Genomic DNA, 18,476 nt, shown 5'->3' with positions numbered 1-18,476 from the left:
CAGCCGTTAGAGCATCGACATCTGCGTGGGTGACGACGGCGGAGCGACTGTTTGGGTTTCGCCACCAGCCAAGCGGCTTTCCAATAAGCCAAGCATGGAGGCGTAGTCTTCCTTGCTGGCTAGCGGCACAGCCACCGGGCGGTTGCCATACCTCTCGGCGAGTATGCGTCGGTAGTCACCTTCAGCCCGCACAGCTTCGGCGAAGCGGCTCGCGGGCAACTGCGTCATGGCCAAGATGCCCTGGCTCTTAGGCTCTGTGGCATGACGGCCCTGCGGCACTGGCGCAAACAGCACGCGGTCCTGTTGGATCGTGAAGCGCACCGTGTGCATCGAGCCGCCCTTGATGTCTGTCTGCATGACAAAGGTTGCTATCGAAAGCCCGCTTTGCAGGCGATCGCGCTGCACAAGATTGCGCGGGGATGGCGGCACGCCGAAAGGCTGCTCGCTGATCAGCGCGCCATCCTTTTCCAGAATCTCTTCGGCGAGCTTGCTATTCTGCTTCGGGTAAATGCCCTCAAGACCACCCGCCATCACAGCGACGGTCCGCCCGCCGTGATGCAATGCGCTTTGGTGGCTCAACGTATCGACGCCGATCGCAAGGCCACTCACGATCGCCCAATTGGCGCCGACCAGTGTCTCCACGATCCTATCGCTGACGATTTCGCCGAATTCGGACGGCTCGCGCGTGCCGATGCAAGCGACGCTGCGGCGCGGCGGAAGCTGGCCCTTCACAAACAGGATGGGCGGGCGATCGGCAAGAGAGCGCAGAGCCACTGGATAATCCGTATCGAAGATCGACAGAACACGCACCCCACGCCGATCCGCCTCGTCGAGCACTCGCTGTGCCTTCTCGCTGGCTTTAACAATGGCGGCGGGCTCCTGAAGGCATTCAGCCACCGCGGCCGAAACGACCGATCGAAGCTTCGCAGGCTCGGCGCCCAAAATCGCTTCAAGAAGCGAGAATCGTTCAGCGAGACGCTCGGCCGTAGCAGGGCCGATACCGCGCAAAGCGGTGAGTGTGAGAATGCCGGCTGCAGTTCGTGTCTCGGTGCCAATCATCGCATTCAACGCCTTTCAAATTGCCCTACTTCGGCGTTCTAGAACGACAGTCTCTCTTAAGGACGAGGATGAACGAGTCCGAGGTTAACGCAGTAAATGGCGAGCACCCTAGGAGATCGGCGGCGGCGAAGGATCAAGATTGCCGTGAACACGAACTTGCGCTTGGCATCCGCACATCGATGGACATCTGCACAATAGGTCATCACAGCGTAAGCAGGCAAGCCGGCCTACTCGATCAGCAGGTTGATAGAGCCGATCACCCGTGTTGAGGAAGCCTCAGCAACGAGAGTTCTTGTCTCGACGAATTAACGACGTCGATGTTGCGGTTAAGTTGCGTTGAGAGGATCTTCTCAAATGCTTCTTCCTCCTCATCCTTCCCGTTCCGCCATCAGCTGTGTGTGTCAACGAGCGAGTAGCTGGTGCTTCTGCCCCCGGCGGCATCTTTCTTAAGGATGCCATGTTCGATCAATTCCTCAATGTCCCTTGCCGCCGTCGCCTGGGAGACCTTCGTTAGCTTTGCCCACTTTGAGGACGTTAGCTTGCCCTCAAATCCATCGAACAGGCAATTAAGCACAGTTCGTTGACGTTCATTGAGCTGGCGAGCCGCATGACGATCCCAGAAGTCCGCTTTCTGGAGAATTCTCCCGAGAATGGCATCCGCGTTGTCAAAGGCGCGATCTAAGCAATCCAGGAACCACGCCATCCAATCGGTGATGTCGAGGTTTCCTTTCTGGATCCGCTCGAGAATTGAGTAGTAGTCGTTCCGCTCGCGCCGAATCTGCGCGGACATACTGTAAAACCTTTGCGGGCTCCGCTCTGATCTTGCCAGCGCAAGGTCAGCGATCGCACGCGCAATACGACCGTTGCCGTCTTCAAATGGATGGATGGTCACGAACCAAAGATGAGCGAGAGCGGCCTTCAACACGGGATCGATGCTAACGATATTACGGTTAAACCACTCCAAGAAGGTCTGCATCTGCGCATCGAGACGCTCGGCCGATGGAGCTTCATAGTGTACGCGCTCGCGACCCATCGGGCCCGAGACAACTTGCATGGGTCCAGTCTCGACCGTCCGCCACGCGCCGACGACTATCTTGGTCATACCGCTGCGCCCAGTGGGGAAGAGCGCGGCATGCCAGCCGAAGAGGCGTTCGGCAGTTAGCTCCTCGGCATAGTGTTCGGTGGCGTCGAGGATCATCTCGACCACGCCTTCGACGTACCGGTCGGCAGGGATAAGGCCCCCAATGTCCATACCAAGATGACGAGCGATGGAGGACCGAACCTGCGCATGATCGAGGATCTCACCCTCGATCTCACTCGACTTCACCACTTCTTCAGTGAGGGTCTGAAGAGTAGCCTCAGTTTTGAGGGGGAATCCGAGCCGCTCCATCCGGCCGAGCAGGCGGCCCTGCTTATGACGGACCGCCGCCAATCGGTCTGCAATCCGCTGCATATCCCAAGTGAATGTGGGCCAAGCAGGCAGTTCATGAATGTAGGCCATAATCTCATCATCTCTTGCAGAGATTATGCAAGCTAATCATTGCGCTGACAAGCTATTCTCTGCAACAAATGATGAGAAAATTGCCATAATCTCAGCAAGAGAATTCGGGGACCTGCGTAATGAGAGTCCGGAGAAGATAACCGTCTCGGGCGGGCGGTAATCGCTTCGAAGGGTTGGATCACACTTCGCCAGCGCCGGAGAAGAGCACCGTCGGCGGCGTTGCGCGGGGCGGCGGGAGGGACCGAACGCCTGGCGATCCCGGTCTGCTCTTCAGATCGTAACGCTGGGCGAGGTCGAGAAGCCGCCGCTTGGTGAATGGGTCGGCTTTCTCTGCTAGATCGCGCGCCCGCTGCGCAAAGCCACTATAGAACTCTTCCACGACGCCCCCCCGCAACATCACTGATAACCCGAATATCATTGCCGGATGCGCGTTCCGTCAAGGGCCTGCTGATGCGTCGGACGGATTTAAAGGATCTGCTTGAGCTCACGGCGCCAGAGAAACTAAGCTCACAGCGGAGGTGTAGCGCGGCAATCTGGGTAGGAAGCGCCTTCCATCCTGATCGCCGCGCGACACGGGGGGAAATCCGATCACAAGGCTCTACGCAAGCCGAAACCCTGTGCCCGACCTGCGGCAAGCCGATGACGGCCGTGCCTGACGACGAGGCGCCCGGCCGGCCGGGCTACGTCTGCCTCGCCTGCGGAGGCGATCCCCTGCACGATCCAGCTGCGCGGAAGTGGGCGGATAGCCCGCTGTGGCCGCCGTCCAAATAGCGCAACAACGAAACCGTCCCCGAGAGCTGGAGCCGACGGTCCTCTCATCTCGTCCAAATGCTTCGTCGTCGACTGCATTTCCAGCCTTGGTTTCATCAAACGAGCTGGCGGTGCTGTAGCAGCCGACGCCACCTCTAGGACGCAAATAAGGGCGCAGAAATATCAAATCAACGGCGGCGTTTCGCGTTGCCTTCGAGAGATGAACAAAGTTGTGATCGGACGCGTCTGTTGGTCAACGCTCGCCTCACATCACGAATCTCCAAGTGCATCCTCAAGGATGGCTTTCAATCGCGCAGCTCCCTTTGCCAGCTCGCCATCAAGATCTGATTTGACGGCAGCGGCATACTCCGCTCCGAGCTCAATGGGATGACCAGCGTCGTTCTGCTCCGGCGCACCTTGAGGCAGAAGCTGATAGGCCCTTATCCCGAGCGCATGGGTGTCATTGGCCCAAGCAGCGATGCGTGCCTCATCATAGGGAGCGGGCTCAACCGCCGGCAACGATGCACCGTCGATTGCGTCCGCATAGCTTCCCCACGAATAGGCCTGAAGGTCGATCAGAGAATCATCCCACATGCTGTGAAACGTCGATGCGCGCGTGTATGACGTTCCATCCGAGCGTTTGGCACGCAATATGACGTGCAACTTGTTACCACCCTGGTCGCCATCCCGTTCACTTGCGTGAAGCGGTTGCTCAAGATCACCCGCAAGATGAACCACCAGCTTGAGCGCACGCAGCCTGTCGTCCTTACTGCGCGAAGTGTCCTTTAACACCGCAATCGCCTCAGGCAGGCCCCGCACGATGCAAGTGCCCTGATTGTTTGCCTCATTGCAGTCCAGCGCGGAATCATAAGTGGCGCGGGCGACATCGATGTCGACGAAGTGCCAGCGATACGTGTTCTTCCCTTCTGCCGTGAACTTGTAGTCGTCAGCCCAGTTCGAGATCGACGCCAACGAGGTCTCTCCGATCAGGTCCTTGAGCTTGGTCGTGGCAGCCGGGGTGAGATGTCGCTGCGCGAGCTCAGCAATCACGGAATGCCCGAGCTGTCCCCACGCGAGCGCAGTCGACGTGCTGCCCGCCAGGATGGTAATGCAGGCGGGAAGTAGAACTCTAAGCTTTGTCACGGCAACCTCCAAAAAACGCATCGCATGTCAAACAGATGGTTGTGTCGGCTCTCGCCGCATCTCGCGGGCACGGCGGAACGTTTCCGCGGATTGGGCTGTCTCAACGCTTCCGATAGCGCTGCTCACCGCGCTCTGCCCTCGACCGGCGCCGGCGGATAGTTCTTCGAATCTGACTGACGAGATAAACGCCCCAAATGATCAGCATCTTGCCAACGCATTCCTTGCTCCCGCCAAGCCTTAAGGTACGTTGACAGGCGGCATGGCTTCCGTCGGACGCAACGCGACACTCTCACGCTGGTGTCCGCGCACGGCCAAGATAATTGCAAAGATGGCAAGGACAATCAGAGACCCACGCATGTCGAAAGGATACTCCCGAACTCTTATCGCAATTATGAAGCCGCTCACATCTACCTGGACGGAGGTTCTGGACCATCTTGTACGGCCAACGTCCAAGCAGCTTAAGTCGTATGCCAAGCCTTAAACGAGGCCTGCTGCTGCAACACGCCTCAGTCGTCTCGAGCAGTGTCCAAAAAATGCATTTTCAACGCGCAATAGCCGAAAAAGTGCGAGCAAGCGGGCTAACAACAGCCGCTCCAAACCTGCTCTGATTCGAAGCTGGCAGAGACAGCTGAGGCACTCATGCGCGAACATGATCTCATCTCAGGAAGCTTCCTGGGCCTGACTGGAGCGGGATTTGTCCTCCTGTGCGCAAGCCTGTTTGCATTCACCTTTTTATAGAGAACCGCTAGATCGGAGCCGGCGCGGATCAAGCCACAGTTACTTTGATGTTTCGGTCTGGGCAGAGACGTGCGCTGGCCTTCTGCTCTTCGACTTCTAATTGCAATGATTTTGTTTGAAGGCGCCGTCAGGCGGAGTCTTGATGCTCCCGACCAAGAGAGGAACCCGATTCGTCCGTTTTGAACATGAACATCGGATGACCCTCCTGGCAGCGGACGGGCGATGGTGGCGCAACTGTATACTAATCGAGGCGTCCGAAACTGGCGCCCGCGTTCTTATCGACGGATCGCCAGACGTGCTGCGATCACGGCATTTTTTCTTGCTGCTTTCAACGACTGGCTTGGCGTTTCGGCGCTGCGAATTGGTCAGGCTGGACGGTTCTGAGGCGGACATTCTGTTCAAAACCGGCAACGCACCTTGCTGAAGAGACGACGTGCGCACGGCCCGACTGGTTTTCCACCCTCACGCAATGGCCCGCACGGCGCCCGAGAACAGGCTGGCCGGGCGGCTCAAACCGTAGTGATCGCGCAGACTGCTGCCCGCATAATCACGGCGGAAGAGGCCGCGCTTGCGCAAGATCGGCACGACCTGTTCGGCGAACAGGTCGAACCCGCCCGGCAGCCACGGAGGCATGACGTTGAAACCGTCGGCTGCGCCGTTCTCGAACCAGGTCTGGATGTTGTCGGCGATCTTTTCCGGGGGGCCGGCGATGACCCAATGCCCGCGCGCACCGGCGAGGCGCTGCACCAGCTGGCGGATCGTGGGCTTTTCGCGATCGATGATGTCGACGATCAGCTTGAAGCGGCTGGCAACGCCATGCGCACCGTCGGTATCGATCAGGTGACGTGGGAAGGGGCCATCGAGATCAAAGCCGGCGAGGTCGAGCCCGGTCATCTGGCGGAGCTGGGCGAGCGAGAACTCCGGCTGGATCAGCGCGTTGAACTCGTCCTGAAGCCGGTCGGCCTCCGCTTGTGTGCTGGCGATGAACGGCGAGATGCCGGGCAGGATCTTGATCTGGTCAGGGCTGCGATCGAACGCACGCGCCTGCCGTTTGATGTCGGCATAGAACTCCTGCGCGCTCGCCAACGTCTGGTGCGCCGTGAAGATGGCCTCGGCAAAGCGCGCTGCGAAGGCGCGTCCGTCCTCGGAAGAGCCGGCCTGGACATAGACGGGCCGGCCCTGCGGCGTCCGTGAGACGTTGAGCGGGCCGCGCACGCGGAAGTATTTCCCTATATGGTCGATCGCGTGGATCTTGCTGGTATCAGCGAAAATGCCGGAGACGGGGTCATTGACGAGCGCATCGTCCTCCCAGCTGTCCCATAGCGCGGTGACGACATCGAGATATTCGCGCGCCCGCTCGTACCGCTCGTGATGCGGAGGATGCTCAGGCAGGCCGAAGTTCTGCGCTGCCTGTGGCGAGCTTGTCGTCACGATGTTCCATCCTGCACGCCCGCGGCTGAGGTGATCGAGCGACGCGAACAGCCGAGCGAGATTGTAGGGTTCGGTGTAGGTGGTTGAAGCGGTCGCGATCAGGCCGATGTGCGTGGTAGCCGACGCGATCGCGGCGAGAAGCGTGATCGGCTCGAGCCGGAAGCGCTGCGCGTAGCGGACGTTATCCGAGAGCACCGGCCCGTCGGCGAAGAAGACCGCGTCGAACTTGTGCGCTTCGGCGCGTTGCGCCAGTTCCTGATAGTAGGTGACGTCGAGAATGCGGTCCGTCGTCGAGGCCTTGTGCCGCCACGCGGCCTCGTGATGACCGTCCGGATAGATGAAGAAGTTGAGGGAAAGCTGGCGTTTGCTCATCATCTGGCTCGCAATGGTTGGTTATCTCCGGATCGCGGCGTCACCGCGCGCGTTGCAGTTGACTCTATGTCGATGCTCGCAAAGCTGTCGATGTAATGAATTTGCGTTGTTGTCGGCGAAGCGAGCATGAACGATACGAGCGCGTCGCTAGCGGGAGATGAGTGCGTTCGTGCTGGTGATCAAGGCAAATGAACCGCGTCGTTTCGTGCGTCCGTTGGCTCGATTTTGCTCGTCTTCGCGCATGTGAGGCGCTCGCATGGGCCGTCATGATCGCAAATCTTTCCGTGCTCGCCGTCCCAACGAAGCGATCATTGCGCGGCGCCGAAAACAACGCTGGTTTCGTTTCATTGACTGGAGCGCCATCGCTTTTACCATCGGCAACGTCCAAGCGAGGTCGTTCACCATGCGGCAATCCGATCCAAACATCGTTCGCAATGTGGCCCGGCTAATGGTGCTGTGCGCATCGCTTCGCACTGCGGCGATGGCGGAGAGCTGTACCGCCGGGATCCGCCTGCTGCCGACTGTCTAGCCGCCGACGTGATCCCCTAGGGCCAACCAGGAAACCACCCGTCACTGTCCGCCGCCGCCGGCATGACCGGCGTATGGCGGAGCTTTGTCCACGAATTCAATGAGAGATACGATCATGAGCAACCCGATCACCATCGACAACGTCATTCCGCGCGCCGATATCGTCAAACGTGCGGCCCGGCTCGGTGCCGAAATCCGGAACGTCAAATTATCAGGCGATTTGTCCGACGACGTCATTCGCGCCATCAATCATGTGCTGCTGGAGCACAAGGTCACCTTCTTCCGCAACCAGGGGCATCTCGACGATGCCGAGCAGGAGCGCTTTGCTATCAGGCTCGGTAAGCTCGTGCCGCATCCGACGGTCGGTGCGACCAAGGGCACTTCATCGATCCTGGAGCTCGATTCAGGTCGTGGCGGCGGTCGTGCAGACCAGTGGCACACGGACGTCACCTTCGTCGATGCCTATCCGAAAATCTCGGTGCTGCGTGGCGTTGTGATCCCGCCATACGGCGGCGATACCGTGTGGTCGAACACGGCGGCGGCCTATCTCGACCTGCCGGCGCCGCTGCGCAAGCTTGCCGACGAGCTCTGGGCGGTCCACAGCAACGCTTACGACTACGCGGTGAAGACGCCCGCGAGCGAAGCGGATCGCAAGCATTTCGACGAGGTTTTTACCGGCACGATCTATGAGACGGAGCATCCGGTCGTGCGGGTTCATCCCGAAACCGGCGAACGCACCCTGGTGCTCGGCAACTTCGTGCAGCGCTTCGTCGGCTTGCCGAAATATGATGGCCAGAAGCTGTTCGAGCTTTTCCAGTCCCACATCACCGCGCCCGAGAACACCGTACGCTGGACCTGGCAGGCCGGTGACCTCGCGATCTGGGACAACCGGGCAACCCAGCACTACGCCGTCAACGATTATGGCGATCAGCACCGCGTCGTCCGCCGCGCCACCATCGATGGGGAAGTGCCTGTCAGCGTCGACGGTCGTCACAGCGTGACGCGCGTCAAGGCGCCGAAGGCGCAGGCGCCCAAGGCCGCTTGATCTCCAACACTTGACCGGGTTTGACACATGAACTCTCTGTTTCAATTTTTTCAAGCGCGGCATCGTGCTGCACGGAGCGCCGCACGGCGGCTGCTTGTCAGCGCGCTGGCATTGGGCCTTGCCGCTCCCGCCTTCGCCGAGCCGCCGCTCGACAAGAGCGAGATCCGGTATCAGGGCTGGGCGGGGCAGGTGACCTTCATCGAGCTCGCCGACGACCTCGGCTATCTGGCGCCCCTGAAGCTGAAATGGGTCGGCAACACCATCAGCGGCCCACAGGACATCCAGACCGTGGTGACCGGGGATATCGACATCGGCGGGGCTTTCTACGGCGCGATCCTCAAGCTGATCGCGGCAAAGGCGCCCATCAAGGCCGTGGTCGGCTATTACGGCTCGGACGCCAACACCTATAACGGCTACTTCGTCAGGGACGACAGCCCAATCAAGACCGCGCGCGACCTGATCGGCAAGAAGGTCGCCGTCAATACGCTCGGTGCCCATCTGGAATTTGTGCTCCGCGAATATCTCGCCCGCAACGGCTTGACATCAGCGGAAGCCAAGCAGGTGACGCTGGTCGCGATCCCGCCGGTCAGCGGTGAACAGGCCTTACGCCAGGGCCAGGTCGAAGTGAGCACCCTTAGCGGCGTGCTGCGCGACAAGGCACTGGAGCGTGGCGGCATCCACTCGCTGTTCAACGACACCGGTCTGTTCGGCAATTTCACCGGCGGCTCCTACGTCCTGCGCGACAAGTTCATCAAGGACAATCCGGAGGCCTCACGCAAGCTGATCGAGGGCATTTCGCGCGCCATCGCTTGGGCGCAGTCGACGCCGCCCGAGGAGGTGCGCGCGCGCTTCGGGCGCATCATCGCGGAGCGCAAACGTAATGAGGACGCGACGCCGATCAAATACTGGAAGAGCACGGGCGTCGCGAGCAAAGGCGGGGTGATCTCGGATGCCGAGATCCAGGTGTGGATCGACTGGCTGGAGAAGGACGGTCTGTTCAAGCCGGGCCAGGTCAAGGCCTCCGAGACCTACACCAACGCCTTCAACTATTTCCGTCCCGGCAAGACGGCGGAGGCCCAGTGACCCAAGCGAGCCCGATCAAAATCAGCTTCGAACACGTCCGCAAGGAATTCGTGACGCGCGGCGAGGGAGGCGGCCCGTTGGGCCGTTTCACCGCCCTCGAGGACATCACGCTCGATGTTCGCACTGGTGAGTTCCTGGCCCTGGTCGGTCCCAGCGGCTGCGGGAAATCGACCCTGCTCGATCTGTTGGGTGGGCTGACGACGCCGACCAGCGGCCGCATCCTGCTCGACGGGCGGCAGATCAAAGGGCCCGGCCGCGACCGCGGCATCGTGTTCCAGCAATACGCGCTGTTTCCCTGGCGCACCGCCCTGGAGAATGTCGAGTTCGGGCTCGACATCGCCGGGCTGAAGGCCGCGCAGCGACGCGAGATCGCGCGGCATTTCCTCGACCTCGTTGGCCTGTCCGGATTTGCCAGCCGCTATCCGCACGAGCTCTCCGGCGGCATGAAGCAGCGCGTCGCGATTGCCCGCAGTCTTGCTTACGATCCCGAGGTGCTGCTGATGGACGAGCCGTTTGCCGCGTTGGATGCCCAGACGCGCGAGACGCTCCAGACCGAGCTGCTGCGGATCTGGCGCGCCACCGGCAAGACCATCGTCTTTATCACCCATGGCATAGACGAGGCCGTAGCGCTTGGCCAACGCGTGGCCGTGATGACCTCGCGCCCGGGCCGGATCAAGCAAATCTTCGACATTCCGGCCTCGCTGCGCAGCGAAGATGAGGACGTGCGTTCGCTGCCGGAGTTCGGTCAGGTCAGGCACGAGATATGGAGCCTGCTCCGGGAAGAGGTGCAGAAGGCGCAGCAGGGACAATCGAGCCGCCCCGCCGATGTCCGTCGCGGCAACAGTGACGTGAAGGAGATCGCGCATGTCTAGCCTTGAAACGCTGACGCTGCTGGAGCTCGCGCATGGGCGTCCGAACGCGTTGTCAGGCGGAGATCGCGCATCCCCACGGATCGCCGGCCGGCTTCATGCTGCCCTGCGCGCGCTCGGCGCATTGGGGCATCGCTCGCTGCTGCTCATCGTGCTGCTGTCGGTGTGGGAGGTTGCCCCGCGACTTGGGGTGGTCGATCCGGTATTCCTGCCGCCGTTCTCCGAGGTGATTGCCGCCGGCTGGCAGCTCGCACAGAGCGGCGAGCTCTATGACGACGTGTCAGCAAGCCTGCTGCGTGCCTTGAGCGGGTTTCTGATCTCGGTTGCCTTGATCGTTCCGCTTGGCCTTCTCGTCGGCTGGTACGCGCGGCTCGGCAATCTCCTGAACCAGTTCATCGAAATCTGCCGTAACACCGCGCCGCTGGCGCTGCTGCCGGTCTTCATCCTGCTGCTCGGCATCGGCGAGATGTCGAAGATCACGATGGTAATCTACAGTTGCGCCTGGCCGCTGCTGCTCAACACGATCGCCGCCGTCAAGCAGGTCGATCCGCTCCTGATCAAGTCGGCGCGCACCATGGGCGCGAGCCCGCAGCAATTGTTCCGCAAGGTCATTCTTCCGGCAGCGCTTCCGACCATCTTCGTCGGCATTCGCCTCGCCAGCGCCTCTGCCATGCTGGTGCTGGTCGCCTCCGAGATGGTCGGGGCGAAGGCGGGGCTCGGCTATCTCATCATCAACAGCCAGTACAGCTTCCTGATCCCGCAGATGTATTTCGGCATCCTGGGCATCACTGTGATCGGGCTGGCGTTCAACGCTGTGCTCGAGGTGATCGAGCGGCGCTTCATGCGCTGGAAGGCGCCGGTTTCGGCGTGAGCGCGCCAATTGTAATGGTTCGAACTTGGGGACGTGTTCAATGACCAACCAAATCCATCGCGCCGAGCGTAGGTCCGCACCTTCAGGATCGGTCGAATATGATGCAGACGTGCTGGTGCTGGGTGGCGGGCCCGCGGGCACCTGGGCAGCGGTAAGCGCGGCCGAACGCGGCGCGCGTGTTGTTCTCGCCGATAAGGGCTTTTGCGGCACCTCGGGCTCGACCGCGGCGGCGGGAACCGGCGTCTGGTACGTCGATCCCACGCCGACTGACCGCGAGGCGTCGATGGCGAGCCGCGAGAAGCTCGGCGGATATCTTCAGGACCGCCGCTGGATGGTCCGCACGCTCGATCTCACTTTTCAGCAGAGCAATCGCCTCGCCGAATGGGGCTATCCCTATCCCGTGGATGACCACGGCAAGTCGCAGCGCAACTCGCTGCAAGGCCCCGAATATATGCGCTTGATGCGCAAGCGGACCAAGCAGGCCGGCGTCACCGTCCTCGATCACAGCCCGGCGCTGGAATTATTGCTCGACGAGGCCGGGGCGGTTGCGGGCGCGAGCGGCCTGCGTCGCCAGAAGCAGGATCGCTGGACCGTGCGCGCCAAAGCGGTGGTGATTGCGACCGGCGGCTGTGCGTTTCTGAGCAAGACGCTAGGTTCGAACGTGCTCACCGGTGACGGCTATCTCATGGCCGCCGAAGCCGGCGCCGAATTCAGCAGCATGGAGTTTTCCAATCCCTACGCGATCTCGCCGGCGTTCGGCTCGGTCACCAAGACGCTGTTCTATGGCTGGGCCAACTTCACCTATGAAGACGGCAGCTGGTGCTGCATCCAAAGGCGGTCGTTCCGCGATTGCCCGAGCCCTGCTTCGGGGGGCCGGTCTATGCGCGGCTCGACAAGGCCGACGCGGACGTCCAGCTGCACATGCGGGCCTCGCAACCGAATTTCTTCCTGCCCTTCGACCGCACCGGAATCGATCCGTTCAAGGATCGTTTTCCGGTTACGCTGCGACTGGAAGGCACCGTGCGTGGCACCGGCGGCCTTCGCATCGTCGACGAGACCTGCGCAACCACCGTCCCCGGGCTCTATGCCGCCGGAGATGCGGCGACGCGCGAATTGATCTGCGGTGGCTTCACCGGCGGCGGCAGCCACAACGCCGCCTGGGCGATGACGTCGGGGACGCTGGCCGGGCAGGGCGCCGCGGACTACGCGCGGCAAGCCGCTGACGGTCGAGAGCTGTCCTCGGCTGGAACGGTCGGCCTCCGGAGCCGGTCGCGGCGCGCATTCGAGCCGGCCGCGCTGGCGCGAGCCGTCCAGGACGAGGTCTTCCCCTATGAGCTGAATTATTTCCGCGAGGCCTCACGGCTCGGTGGTGCGCTGGCGCGCCTCGATGCCGCCTGGCGCGATGTCTCGGAAGCAGGCGCTGCCGGCGCGGCCGAATTGCTCCGCACGCGTGAAAGCGCGGCGATGCTGGCCACAGCGCGATGGATGTACCGCAGCGCACTGGCGCGTCAGGAAAGCCGCGGCATGCATCGTCGTGACGATTTCCCCGAGCAGGACCATCGGCAGCGCCACTACCTGACATCGGGCGGCCTTGACGAAGTCTGGACCGCCGTCCGGCCCCATGCCGAGGCGGCTTACGCGGAGGCTGCGGAATGATCGAGGTCATCGATAGCGAGCGCTGCACCTCTTGCGACATTTGTGTCGCGGTATGTCCGACCAACGTATTCGACAAAACGGACGGGCTTCCGGTGATCGCGCGGCAGAGCGATTGCCAGACCTGCTTCCTCTGCGAGCTCTATTGTCCTGAGGACGCGCTCTACGTCTCCCCTTTTGCCGATGAGACAGAGCGGGTCGATCTTGTCACCGTCAAGGAGGCCGGGGTGATGGGCAGCTATCGCCGTGCCGTCGGCTGGACCGACGAGACGAGCAATCGGCGCAACGCTGATCGCAGCTACCTCCTCTTTGTGCATTGAGGACAGTGCATGCATTCGCTCCCGCTCCGCCATCAATGCGACTAACGTTGCGGCGTAGGTGCGTAACGCGATGGAGGCAACTTCGCTGGGATCGACGCATAGATCTGATAGAAACCGTCAATGACGGTCTACTCGCAACTCAAGAATTTCATATCCAGCGCCGGGCGAGGCTCGCCTGACCCCACAGTCCGCGCGCAGGGACTTCATCGAATTCAAATAACCAGTGGGAAGGAAGCGTCTCTCACTCTATTCTGTCAGAAACCCCGGCTATTCAAGCCTTAGAGCTCCTTGTAGATCGGGATCGTCTCGGTATGTGCATCGATGACTTCGATGACTTGTCGTTGCAGCGGGAGTTCTGTCTTGCGCTCCTTCCAAAGTTTCTTGAAGCGCTGCACCGTTTCCGCAGCCGTTTCGAGCGCAAGCGTCTCCGACATCTTCGCCTTGGCAGCCAGATGCGCCAGCTCGTCCTTTGAGAATTCGGCCATCTTCTTCGTGCGCGAATAGTTCAACGCCATCTTGTCGTCCGGGATGTACGCAATAGTCGAGAGCAGATCGTAGGCGGGCGACAGGACGGGTGTCCGCCCATCAGGGTAGATCAATGACCAGTTCTTCAGGTGCATGTCGGCGTTGCCGATCAGTGTGCTGAATACGAGTCGTCGGACGAACTCGGCGAGGTCGGCCTCACCAGTCTCAATGCCGAGGACACGCGCGATGCTTCGGTAATTCGCCTTGTCGTATTTTTCATCCGGAAAGACGCCGAATACCTGAGCGAAATCCTCCATGTGGACCGGAGCATCAGCCGTGCGGTCGAACCGCTTCACGGCAAACGCCCGCCCCTCGAGTTCGCCGATTCCGTCCGGAAGACCTTTGATTGCCTCGACGTCGATCAGTTGAAGCTCGGGCACATCCATGCCGATGTCCTTCGCCAGGGTCATCATGGAGTATTCGTTCTCAGGCACGCCGATATACTGATGTGACGGTAGCTTGACGATCCATGAACCGCCGACACCTTCGACCGGAATAGTGAGTCCGCCCTTCTTGGGATCATTCTTGAGCGCGGAGAACTTCAGCTGCACGCCCGCAAGCGAGAAGCGCATCATGTTCTGCCGTTTATCGGGCGTAAGATTCTCCTCGACCTGGGGGGGCAGCGCGTCTCCATCGGCCGGGTGGACCGACAGGGCACCCGGAAGGTCTCGGCCCAGCATCCACAGGAGGAAGAACTCGCGCCGTTCCTTCACGCCCGCCCGTTCCGCAAGATAGCGACGAAGCGGCCCTTCCGGCAGAAGATTGGAGAAGAATGGCGCGAGAACTTGTTGATACGGTTTGAACGAGGTGAGCAGATTCCCGAACGAGTCCTTGAAAGACAGGCTCAAGGTGGAACGGTGGGCGTCATCGATGTAGGTCTGATTGAAGGCGAGCAGCGAACGATCGCCCTGCACGAGTGTGAGAGTCGCGATCGGGGTATCGTGCAGGTGGACATTTAGAACGGATACGTCAGGCATCGTCGTCCTCATCGTCGAGAGCGTAGGCGGGGCGAGGGGCTTCTTCGGGATGAGCGACCCTGTTGCGTACACCCTGTAACGCGCCTGCAGAATCTTCCAGCAGAGCCCTGGGTATAGGTTCGACGCTATAGGGACGCAGGCTCTCGACGATATCTGAGACAAGTGCCAGGTCGGTTTTTGAAAGATGGACCTGTTTCAGAAAGCGAAAATATTCGGCGATGCGGTCGAGGGTGGCTGAACTGCCATAGCGTTTCCTTTGACCAGAGACGATGCGTTCGGCCTTGCTGAAGACATCCGACGATCCTTGTTCGGACGAGAATTCGGCAGCGTTTGATCGCAGTAAGCCCTCTATCGCGGGAAGAAGTTTCTTCGGCACAAGGACGAGCTCCAGGTCGAGCGCCCGCGCCATCTGCATGAAGCTCGACAGGCCCGGTTCGAGGCGACTGGTCTCGATTTGCGAGATGTGCGCCTGGGTCATACCCGCGCGGGCCGCCAGCGCGCGTTGGCTCATGCCCGCCTTTGCGCGCTGAGCGGAGGCGGCTTTGATGAGCTCTTCACTTTGGTAAGTCACAATATATTATCCTGATCAAATAAGTCATTCGATCTGTATTATATATCGAAACGCCGACATGTCTCAAGCTGACCGATCAGTATTGTTATCAAGCAGCCATCATGATAAGTAAAATTATCGATGAAGCGCGGACGAATTTCGCTTGCGCGCGGCCTTCGCCGGGCCGGCTCTTGACTAGGCCGCCCGGCCCAGGCCCTGCGGCGTTCCCGCCCGCGCAAGAAACTGCGAAAAACCTAGCTGCCTAGACGATCATCGCTGCCATAGCCGAGAGGCGAACGGATCCATCGTGGACCGATAACGAAAGAGACTTTGAGAGCCTCAGATCCATCAACCCGCTTTGCAAAGGCCGGAACTCATAAACACGAGGGAATTGCTTCCTTGCGAACCAAAATAAAGCCTCAGCGATCGCGGTGTGTTATGGTTTTTTGCAACAACCCAAAATATAACTAGCAAAATTAGCCTCTTAGTTTGGGTTCCATGAAGCGTAGCGATCTCAGCCGCACCATCCGGGAAACCCTAAAACGGCTTCCGCCACCCTACGATTCCCACTACGGGATCGTTCCACCGGCACCTCCAGAGGACGGCGTATTCGCCCCCGGTGCAGCGAAAGCCCTGGAAGCGGCACAAGCGGCATTCGGGACGGTCAACGCCATCCTTACCAGGCGCGAGGCGGTCAGTTCCTCGTCGATCGAAGGCACCCAGAGCACTCTCGACGAACTGCTTTCCGTCGAAGAGACGGGCGATGACGGCGCCCGCAACGAGGCACGCCAGGTCTGCAGCTACGCCGTCGCCCTCGATAGGTTTGTCCCGCGGGCCACCGAGCTTGGCTACGGCGTCTTCACTATTGATCGATCAAGGATCTCCATCGCGCGTGATGAAGGACGACCCGGATTATCAGGACGATCCCGGCGACTTCCGAACGCGCGTAGTCTGGATCGGCGGGAACAAAGACATCGCATATTCAAGTATAAATCCTCCACCCCCACCCGACGTGCCAGATTGCCTCGCTCAGGCGGTCGACTACCTCCGGAACGAGGGCATGCAGCAGATGACTCAAGGGTTCATCACGCGCATGGCCATTGCGCACGCCCATTTCGAAGCGGTACACCCCTTTCGCGCCGGCAACGGTCGCGTGGGTCGTCTCCTCCTCCCGCTCATGATGGCGGCGGAGAAGCGTGTACCGCTGTACCTTTCTCCCTACATCGAAAGCAAGAAGGGCACGTACTACGCATCCCTCAAGAACGCCCAGCAGCGGCTCGACTGGGAGCCGATCATCACGTTCATGGCCGACGCCGTGACCGCCACCGTTGAAGAGCTCATCCGCACCCGGCAGGCGCTGTCGGAGTTGTCCGAACGCTGGAGGGGTCGCCGGAAATTCCGTAAGGGTTTCTGCGGCTCTTCGGGCGCTGGACGAGCTTCACAACTATCCGGTCGTGACGGCGAAACGGCTCCGCGAACTTCTCGACATCTCTACCGCCCAGATCAACCAGGGCATCGCGCAGCTGGAAGAGGTGGGCATCCTACGGGAGCGGACCGGCTACGCGCGCAACCGCGTACGCCGCCTCGGAGGCGCTTGCCATCATCAACCGCCCGTTCGGCGAAGAGCCGGTTCTCGCAAACGTCAGTCCCGAGGTCGGTCCTGACAAGATCTCGGTCGGCCCCAAGGGGCCATAGAGCGAATTCCGGAAGATGGCTGCGGCTCAGAATCGAAGAGGCGCTCCGGCTGCTTCATCGAAATAAATCCGTTCTCTTATGCCGGTATTGGCGGATGAAAAATTTAGAACTGGCAAATTTGGAACTATGGGCAGGCAAACTATGCCGCGAGAGCTAAGCGGATCGTCCAGGTGGTCCACGGCCATGGATGCTCGCGTCATGTTCAACCGCGGCCTTCTTCGCATCCGTCGCAACTGGCCGACCACTGTCCACGCCGCCGGCCTTTATTCGGTATTGGCTATCCGTTGAGCCTACGGCTGGCCGTCTGACAACGAAATCGGCCCCCGCAACCGAATTGCTGCCGGAGCCGGAATTCACCTCGTCCAAATGCTTTCGCCATCAAACTGCAATCCCACGCCTCGTTCCATCGAACGTGGCTCACGGTGCTGTCGACGCAGATCAAGGCGCGCAGGCTCGGAGTGCCGAGGAGTCCGGGGGTGCAACGTAACAGTGCCGGGGACCACGCTCGTGCCGATCGGCAGAATTCAACCTGCGTCTCGGCATGTCGCTTTGAACAGCGTCAACATCGCATCGGCCCACATAGCGGTGCCCATTCCGCAATGCGTCCGTCTGATCGTATTGCGGTCTTTTTCGAATGAACTCAGAGCCTTGATTTAGGCTGCTTCTCCTATGAGTCTCTTCGCGGCCTGAGTTAGGAGGCCCGATCTCGTAAAGCCGTGCGCTTCAGCATATTTGTCGATCTGATTCAGAACGTCCTCAGGAAGGGTGACATTCACACGTATAGCCTTTGGTTGTTCGGGTTTGACCGACACCAAAATAGCTACCCCAGTTCGATGATCAGGATCTGCCATAACATCCTCTAGAGTAGAGGGCTCCGGAATGGCTTCTCCATCTTCAGCAAGACCCTCGATATGAAGGGTGAGGGCTTCCTCTGCCATAGCACGAGCGTCATCAAGGCTTTTGCCTGCCGTGATCACTCCGGGGAAGTCTGGAAATGAGACGCCGAAATCGCTGTCGGCATCCTTATGGATAAGACCAATATAGTTACGCATGGCGCTTACCTCAGTTTGAGACCTGACTGCTTTTCAATACTCTTCAGTGTCCCGAGTGGGACATCCCGTTCGGGGTGCGGAACAATTACGCGACCCTTCTTGAATGGATGTTTGAACTGCACATGGCTGCCTTTCCGGCCCACCTCAAACCATCCATCCCCTTGAAGGATCGAGATAATTTCCCGGCTTTTCATAGTGTGTATTTATACACACTATGTGTAGACTGTCAACCCAATGGTAACCGGTATGAGCTCCCACGTCTGCAGTGATCAGCCTGTGCGAGCGTAGCGGGTCGGCATCCAGTACTGACGCAT

General features: G+C 60.3%; 16 protein-coding genes and 2 pseudogenes. 9 read left to right on the top strand and 9 right to left on the bottom strand.

Annotated features, from left to right (window positions below; translation table 11 throughout):
• Positions 1 to 6: 6 nt before the first annotated feature.
• The 5 genes from L6639_RS40085 to L6639_RS40065 form a co-directional block, all read right to left on the bottom strand.
• Complete coding sequence (locus tag L6639_RS40085) at positions 7 to 1,059, bottom strand: DNA-processing protein DprA (protein ID WP_128929942.1); 1,053 nt, start codon at positions 1,057 to 1,059, stop codon at positions 7 to 9.
• A 388-nt stretch (positions 1,060 to 1,447) separates the two neighbouring features.
• Complete coding sequence (locus L6639_RS40080; protein WP_128929943.1) at positions 1,448 to 2,560, bottom strand: Fic family protein; 1,113 nt, start codon at positions 2,558 to 2,560, stop codon at positions 1,448 to 1,450.
• A gap of 178 nt (positions 2,561 to 2,738) precedes the next feature.
• Positions 2,739 to 2,939 carry a hypothetical protein gene (locus L6639_RS40075; protein WP_128929944.1) on the bottom strand — a complete coding sequence of 67 codons (201 nt, stop codon included), beginning with the start codon at positions 2,937 to 2,939 and terminating at the stop codon, positions 2,739 to 2,741.
• Positions 2,940 to 3,580: 641 nt separating this feature from the next.
• The gene (locus L6639_RS40070; RefSeq protein WP_164934264.1) at positions 3,581 to 4,453 is read right to left on the bottom strand and encodes a S1/P1 nuclease; all 873 of its coding nucleotides are present in this window, start codon (positions 4,451 to 4,453) and stop codon (positions 3,581 to 3,583) included.
• A gap of 1,200 nt (positions 4,454 to 5,653) precedes the next feature.
• Positions 5,654 to 6,997, bottom strand: a complete 1,344-nt coding sequence (locus tag L6639_RS40065) for an LLM class flavin-dependent oxidoreductase (RefSeq protein WP_128929947.1) — start codon at positions 6,995 to 6,997, stop codon at positions 5,654 to 5,656.
• Positions 6,998 to 7,250: 253 nt separating this feature from the next.
• On the opposite strand from L6639_RS40065, the gene L6639_RS40060 reads away from it, so the two are divergent.
• From L6639_RS40060 to L6639_RS40025, 7 genes and pseudogenes are all read left to right on the top strand, one after another.
• The gene (locus tag L6639_RS40060; protein WP_128929948.1) at positions 7,251 to 7,523 is read left to right on the top strand and encodes a hypothetical protein; all 273 of its coding nucleotides are present in this window, start codon (positions 7,251 to 7,253) and stop codon (positions 7,521 to 7,523) included.
• 114 nt (positions 7,524 to 7,637) lie between these two features.
• The gene (locus L6639_RS40055) at positions 7,638 to 8,567 is read left to right on the top strand and encodes a TauD/TfdA dioxygenase family protein (RefSeq protein WP_128929949.1); all 930 of its coding nucleotides are present in this window, start codon (positions 7,638 to 7,640) and stop codon (positions 8,565 to 8,567) included.
• Positions 8,568 to 8,594: 27 nt separating this feature from the next.
• Positions 8,595 to 9,650: an ABC transporter substrate-binding protein gene (locus L6639_RS40050; RefSeq protein ID WP_128929950.1), complete on the top strand. Its 1,056-nt coding sequence runs from the start codon at positions 8,595 to 8,597 to the stop codon at positions 9,648 to 9,650.
• Positions 9,647 to 10,522, top strand: a complete 876-nt coding sequence (locus L6639_RS40045) for an ABC transporter ATP-binding protein (RefSeq protein ID WP_206733218.1) — start codon at positions 9,647 to 9,649, stop codon at positions 10,520 to 10,522. The genes L6639_RS40050 and L6639_RS40045 overlap by 4 nt, the downstream gene beginning before the upstream one ends.
• The gene (locus L6639_RS40040) at positions 10,515 to 11,390 is read left to right on the top strand and encodes an ABC transporter permease (RefSeq protein WP_128929951.1); all 876 of its coding nucleotides are present in this window, start codon (positions 10,515 to 10,517) and stop codon (positions 11,388 to 11,390) included. Before L6639_RS40045 ends, L6639_RS40040 begins: the two co-directional genes overlap by 8 nt.
• Before the next feature lie 40 nt (positions 11,391 to 11,430).
• A pseudogene (locus tag L6639_RS40035) lies at positions 11,431 to 13,046 on the top strand (FAD-dependent oxidoreductase).
• Positions 13,043 to 13,363 carry a 4Fe-4S dicluster domain-containing protein gene (locus tag L6639_RS40025; RefSeq protein ID WP_128929952.1) on the top strand — a complete coding sequence of 107 codons (321 nt, stop codon included), beginning with the start codon at positions 13,043 to 13,045 and terminating at the stop codon, positions 13,361 to 13,363. The pseudogene L6639_RS40035 and the gene L6639_RS40025 overlap by 4 nt, the downstream one beginning before the upstream one ends.
• A gap of 278 nt (positions 13,364 to 13,641) precedes the next feature.
• Here L6639_RS40025 and L6639_RS40020 read toward each other — a convergent pair whose 3' ends face one another.
• Positions 13,642 to 14,865 (bottom strand): type II toxin-antitoxin system HipA family toxin, encoded by a 1,224-nt coding sequence (locus L6639_RS40020; protein WP_128929953.1) that lies wholly within the window; start codon positions 14,863 to 14,865, stop codon positions 13,642 to 13,644.
• A complete protein-coding gene (locus L6639_RS40015) occupies positions 14,858 to 15,376 on the bottom strand; it encodes a helix-turn-helix domain-containing protein (RefSeq protein WP_249798546.1) in 519 nt (172 codons plus the stop codon). Before L6639_RS40015 ends, L6639_RS40020 begins: the two co-directional genes overlap by 8 nt.
• 537 nt (positions 15,377 to 15,913) lie before the next feature.
• On the opposite strand from L6639_RS40015, the pseudogene L6639_RS40010 reads away from it, so the two are divergent.
• Positions 15,914 to 16,222, top strand: a pseudogene (locus tag L6639_RS40010) (Fic/DOC family N-terminal domain-containing protein); the annotation flags it as partial.
• The gene (locus L6639_RS40005) at positions 16,179 to 17,267 is read left to right on the top strand and encodes a Fic family protein (protein ID WP_308421745.1); all 1,089 of its coding nucleotides are present in this window, start codon (positions 16,179 to 16,181) and stop codon (positions 17,265 to 17,267) included. The pseudogene L6639_RS40010 and the gene L6639_RS40005, both read left to right, overlap by 44 nt.
• 496 nt (positions 17,268 to 17,763) lie before the next feature.
• Here L6639_RS40005 and L6639_RS40000 read toward each other — a convergent pair whose 3' ends face one another.
• Entirely contained in the window at positions 17,764 to 18,162 is a 399-nt protein-coding gene (locus tag L6639_RS40000) for a type II toxin-antitoxin system HicB family antitoxin (RefSeq protein WP_128929955.1), read from the bottom strand.
• Positions 18,163 to 18,167: 5 nt separating this feature from the next.
• Entirely contained in the window at positions 18,168 to 18,356 is a 189-nt protein-coding gene (locus L6639_RS39995) for a type II toxin-antitoxin system HicA family toxin (protein ID WP_128929956.1), read from the bottom strand.
• Positions 18,357 to 18,476: the final 120 nt, after the last annotated feature.

The sequence above is a fragment of the Bradyrhizobium zhengyangense genome (genome assembly GCF_022012555.1).
Classification (GTDB): domain Bacteria; phylum Pseudomonadota; class Alphaproteobacteria; order Rhizobiales; family Xanthobacteraceae; genus Bradyrhizobium; species Bradyrhizobium zhengyangense.
This window is presented reverse-complemented; position numbering and strand designations above follow the sequence as displayed.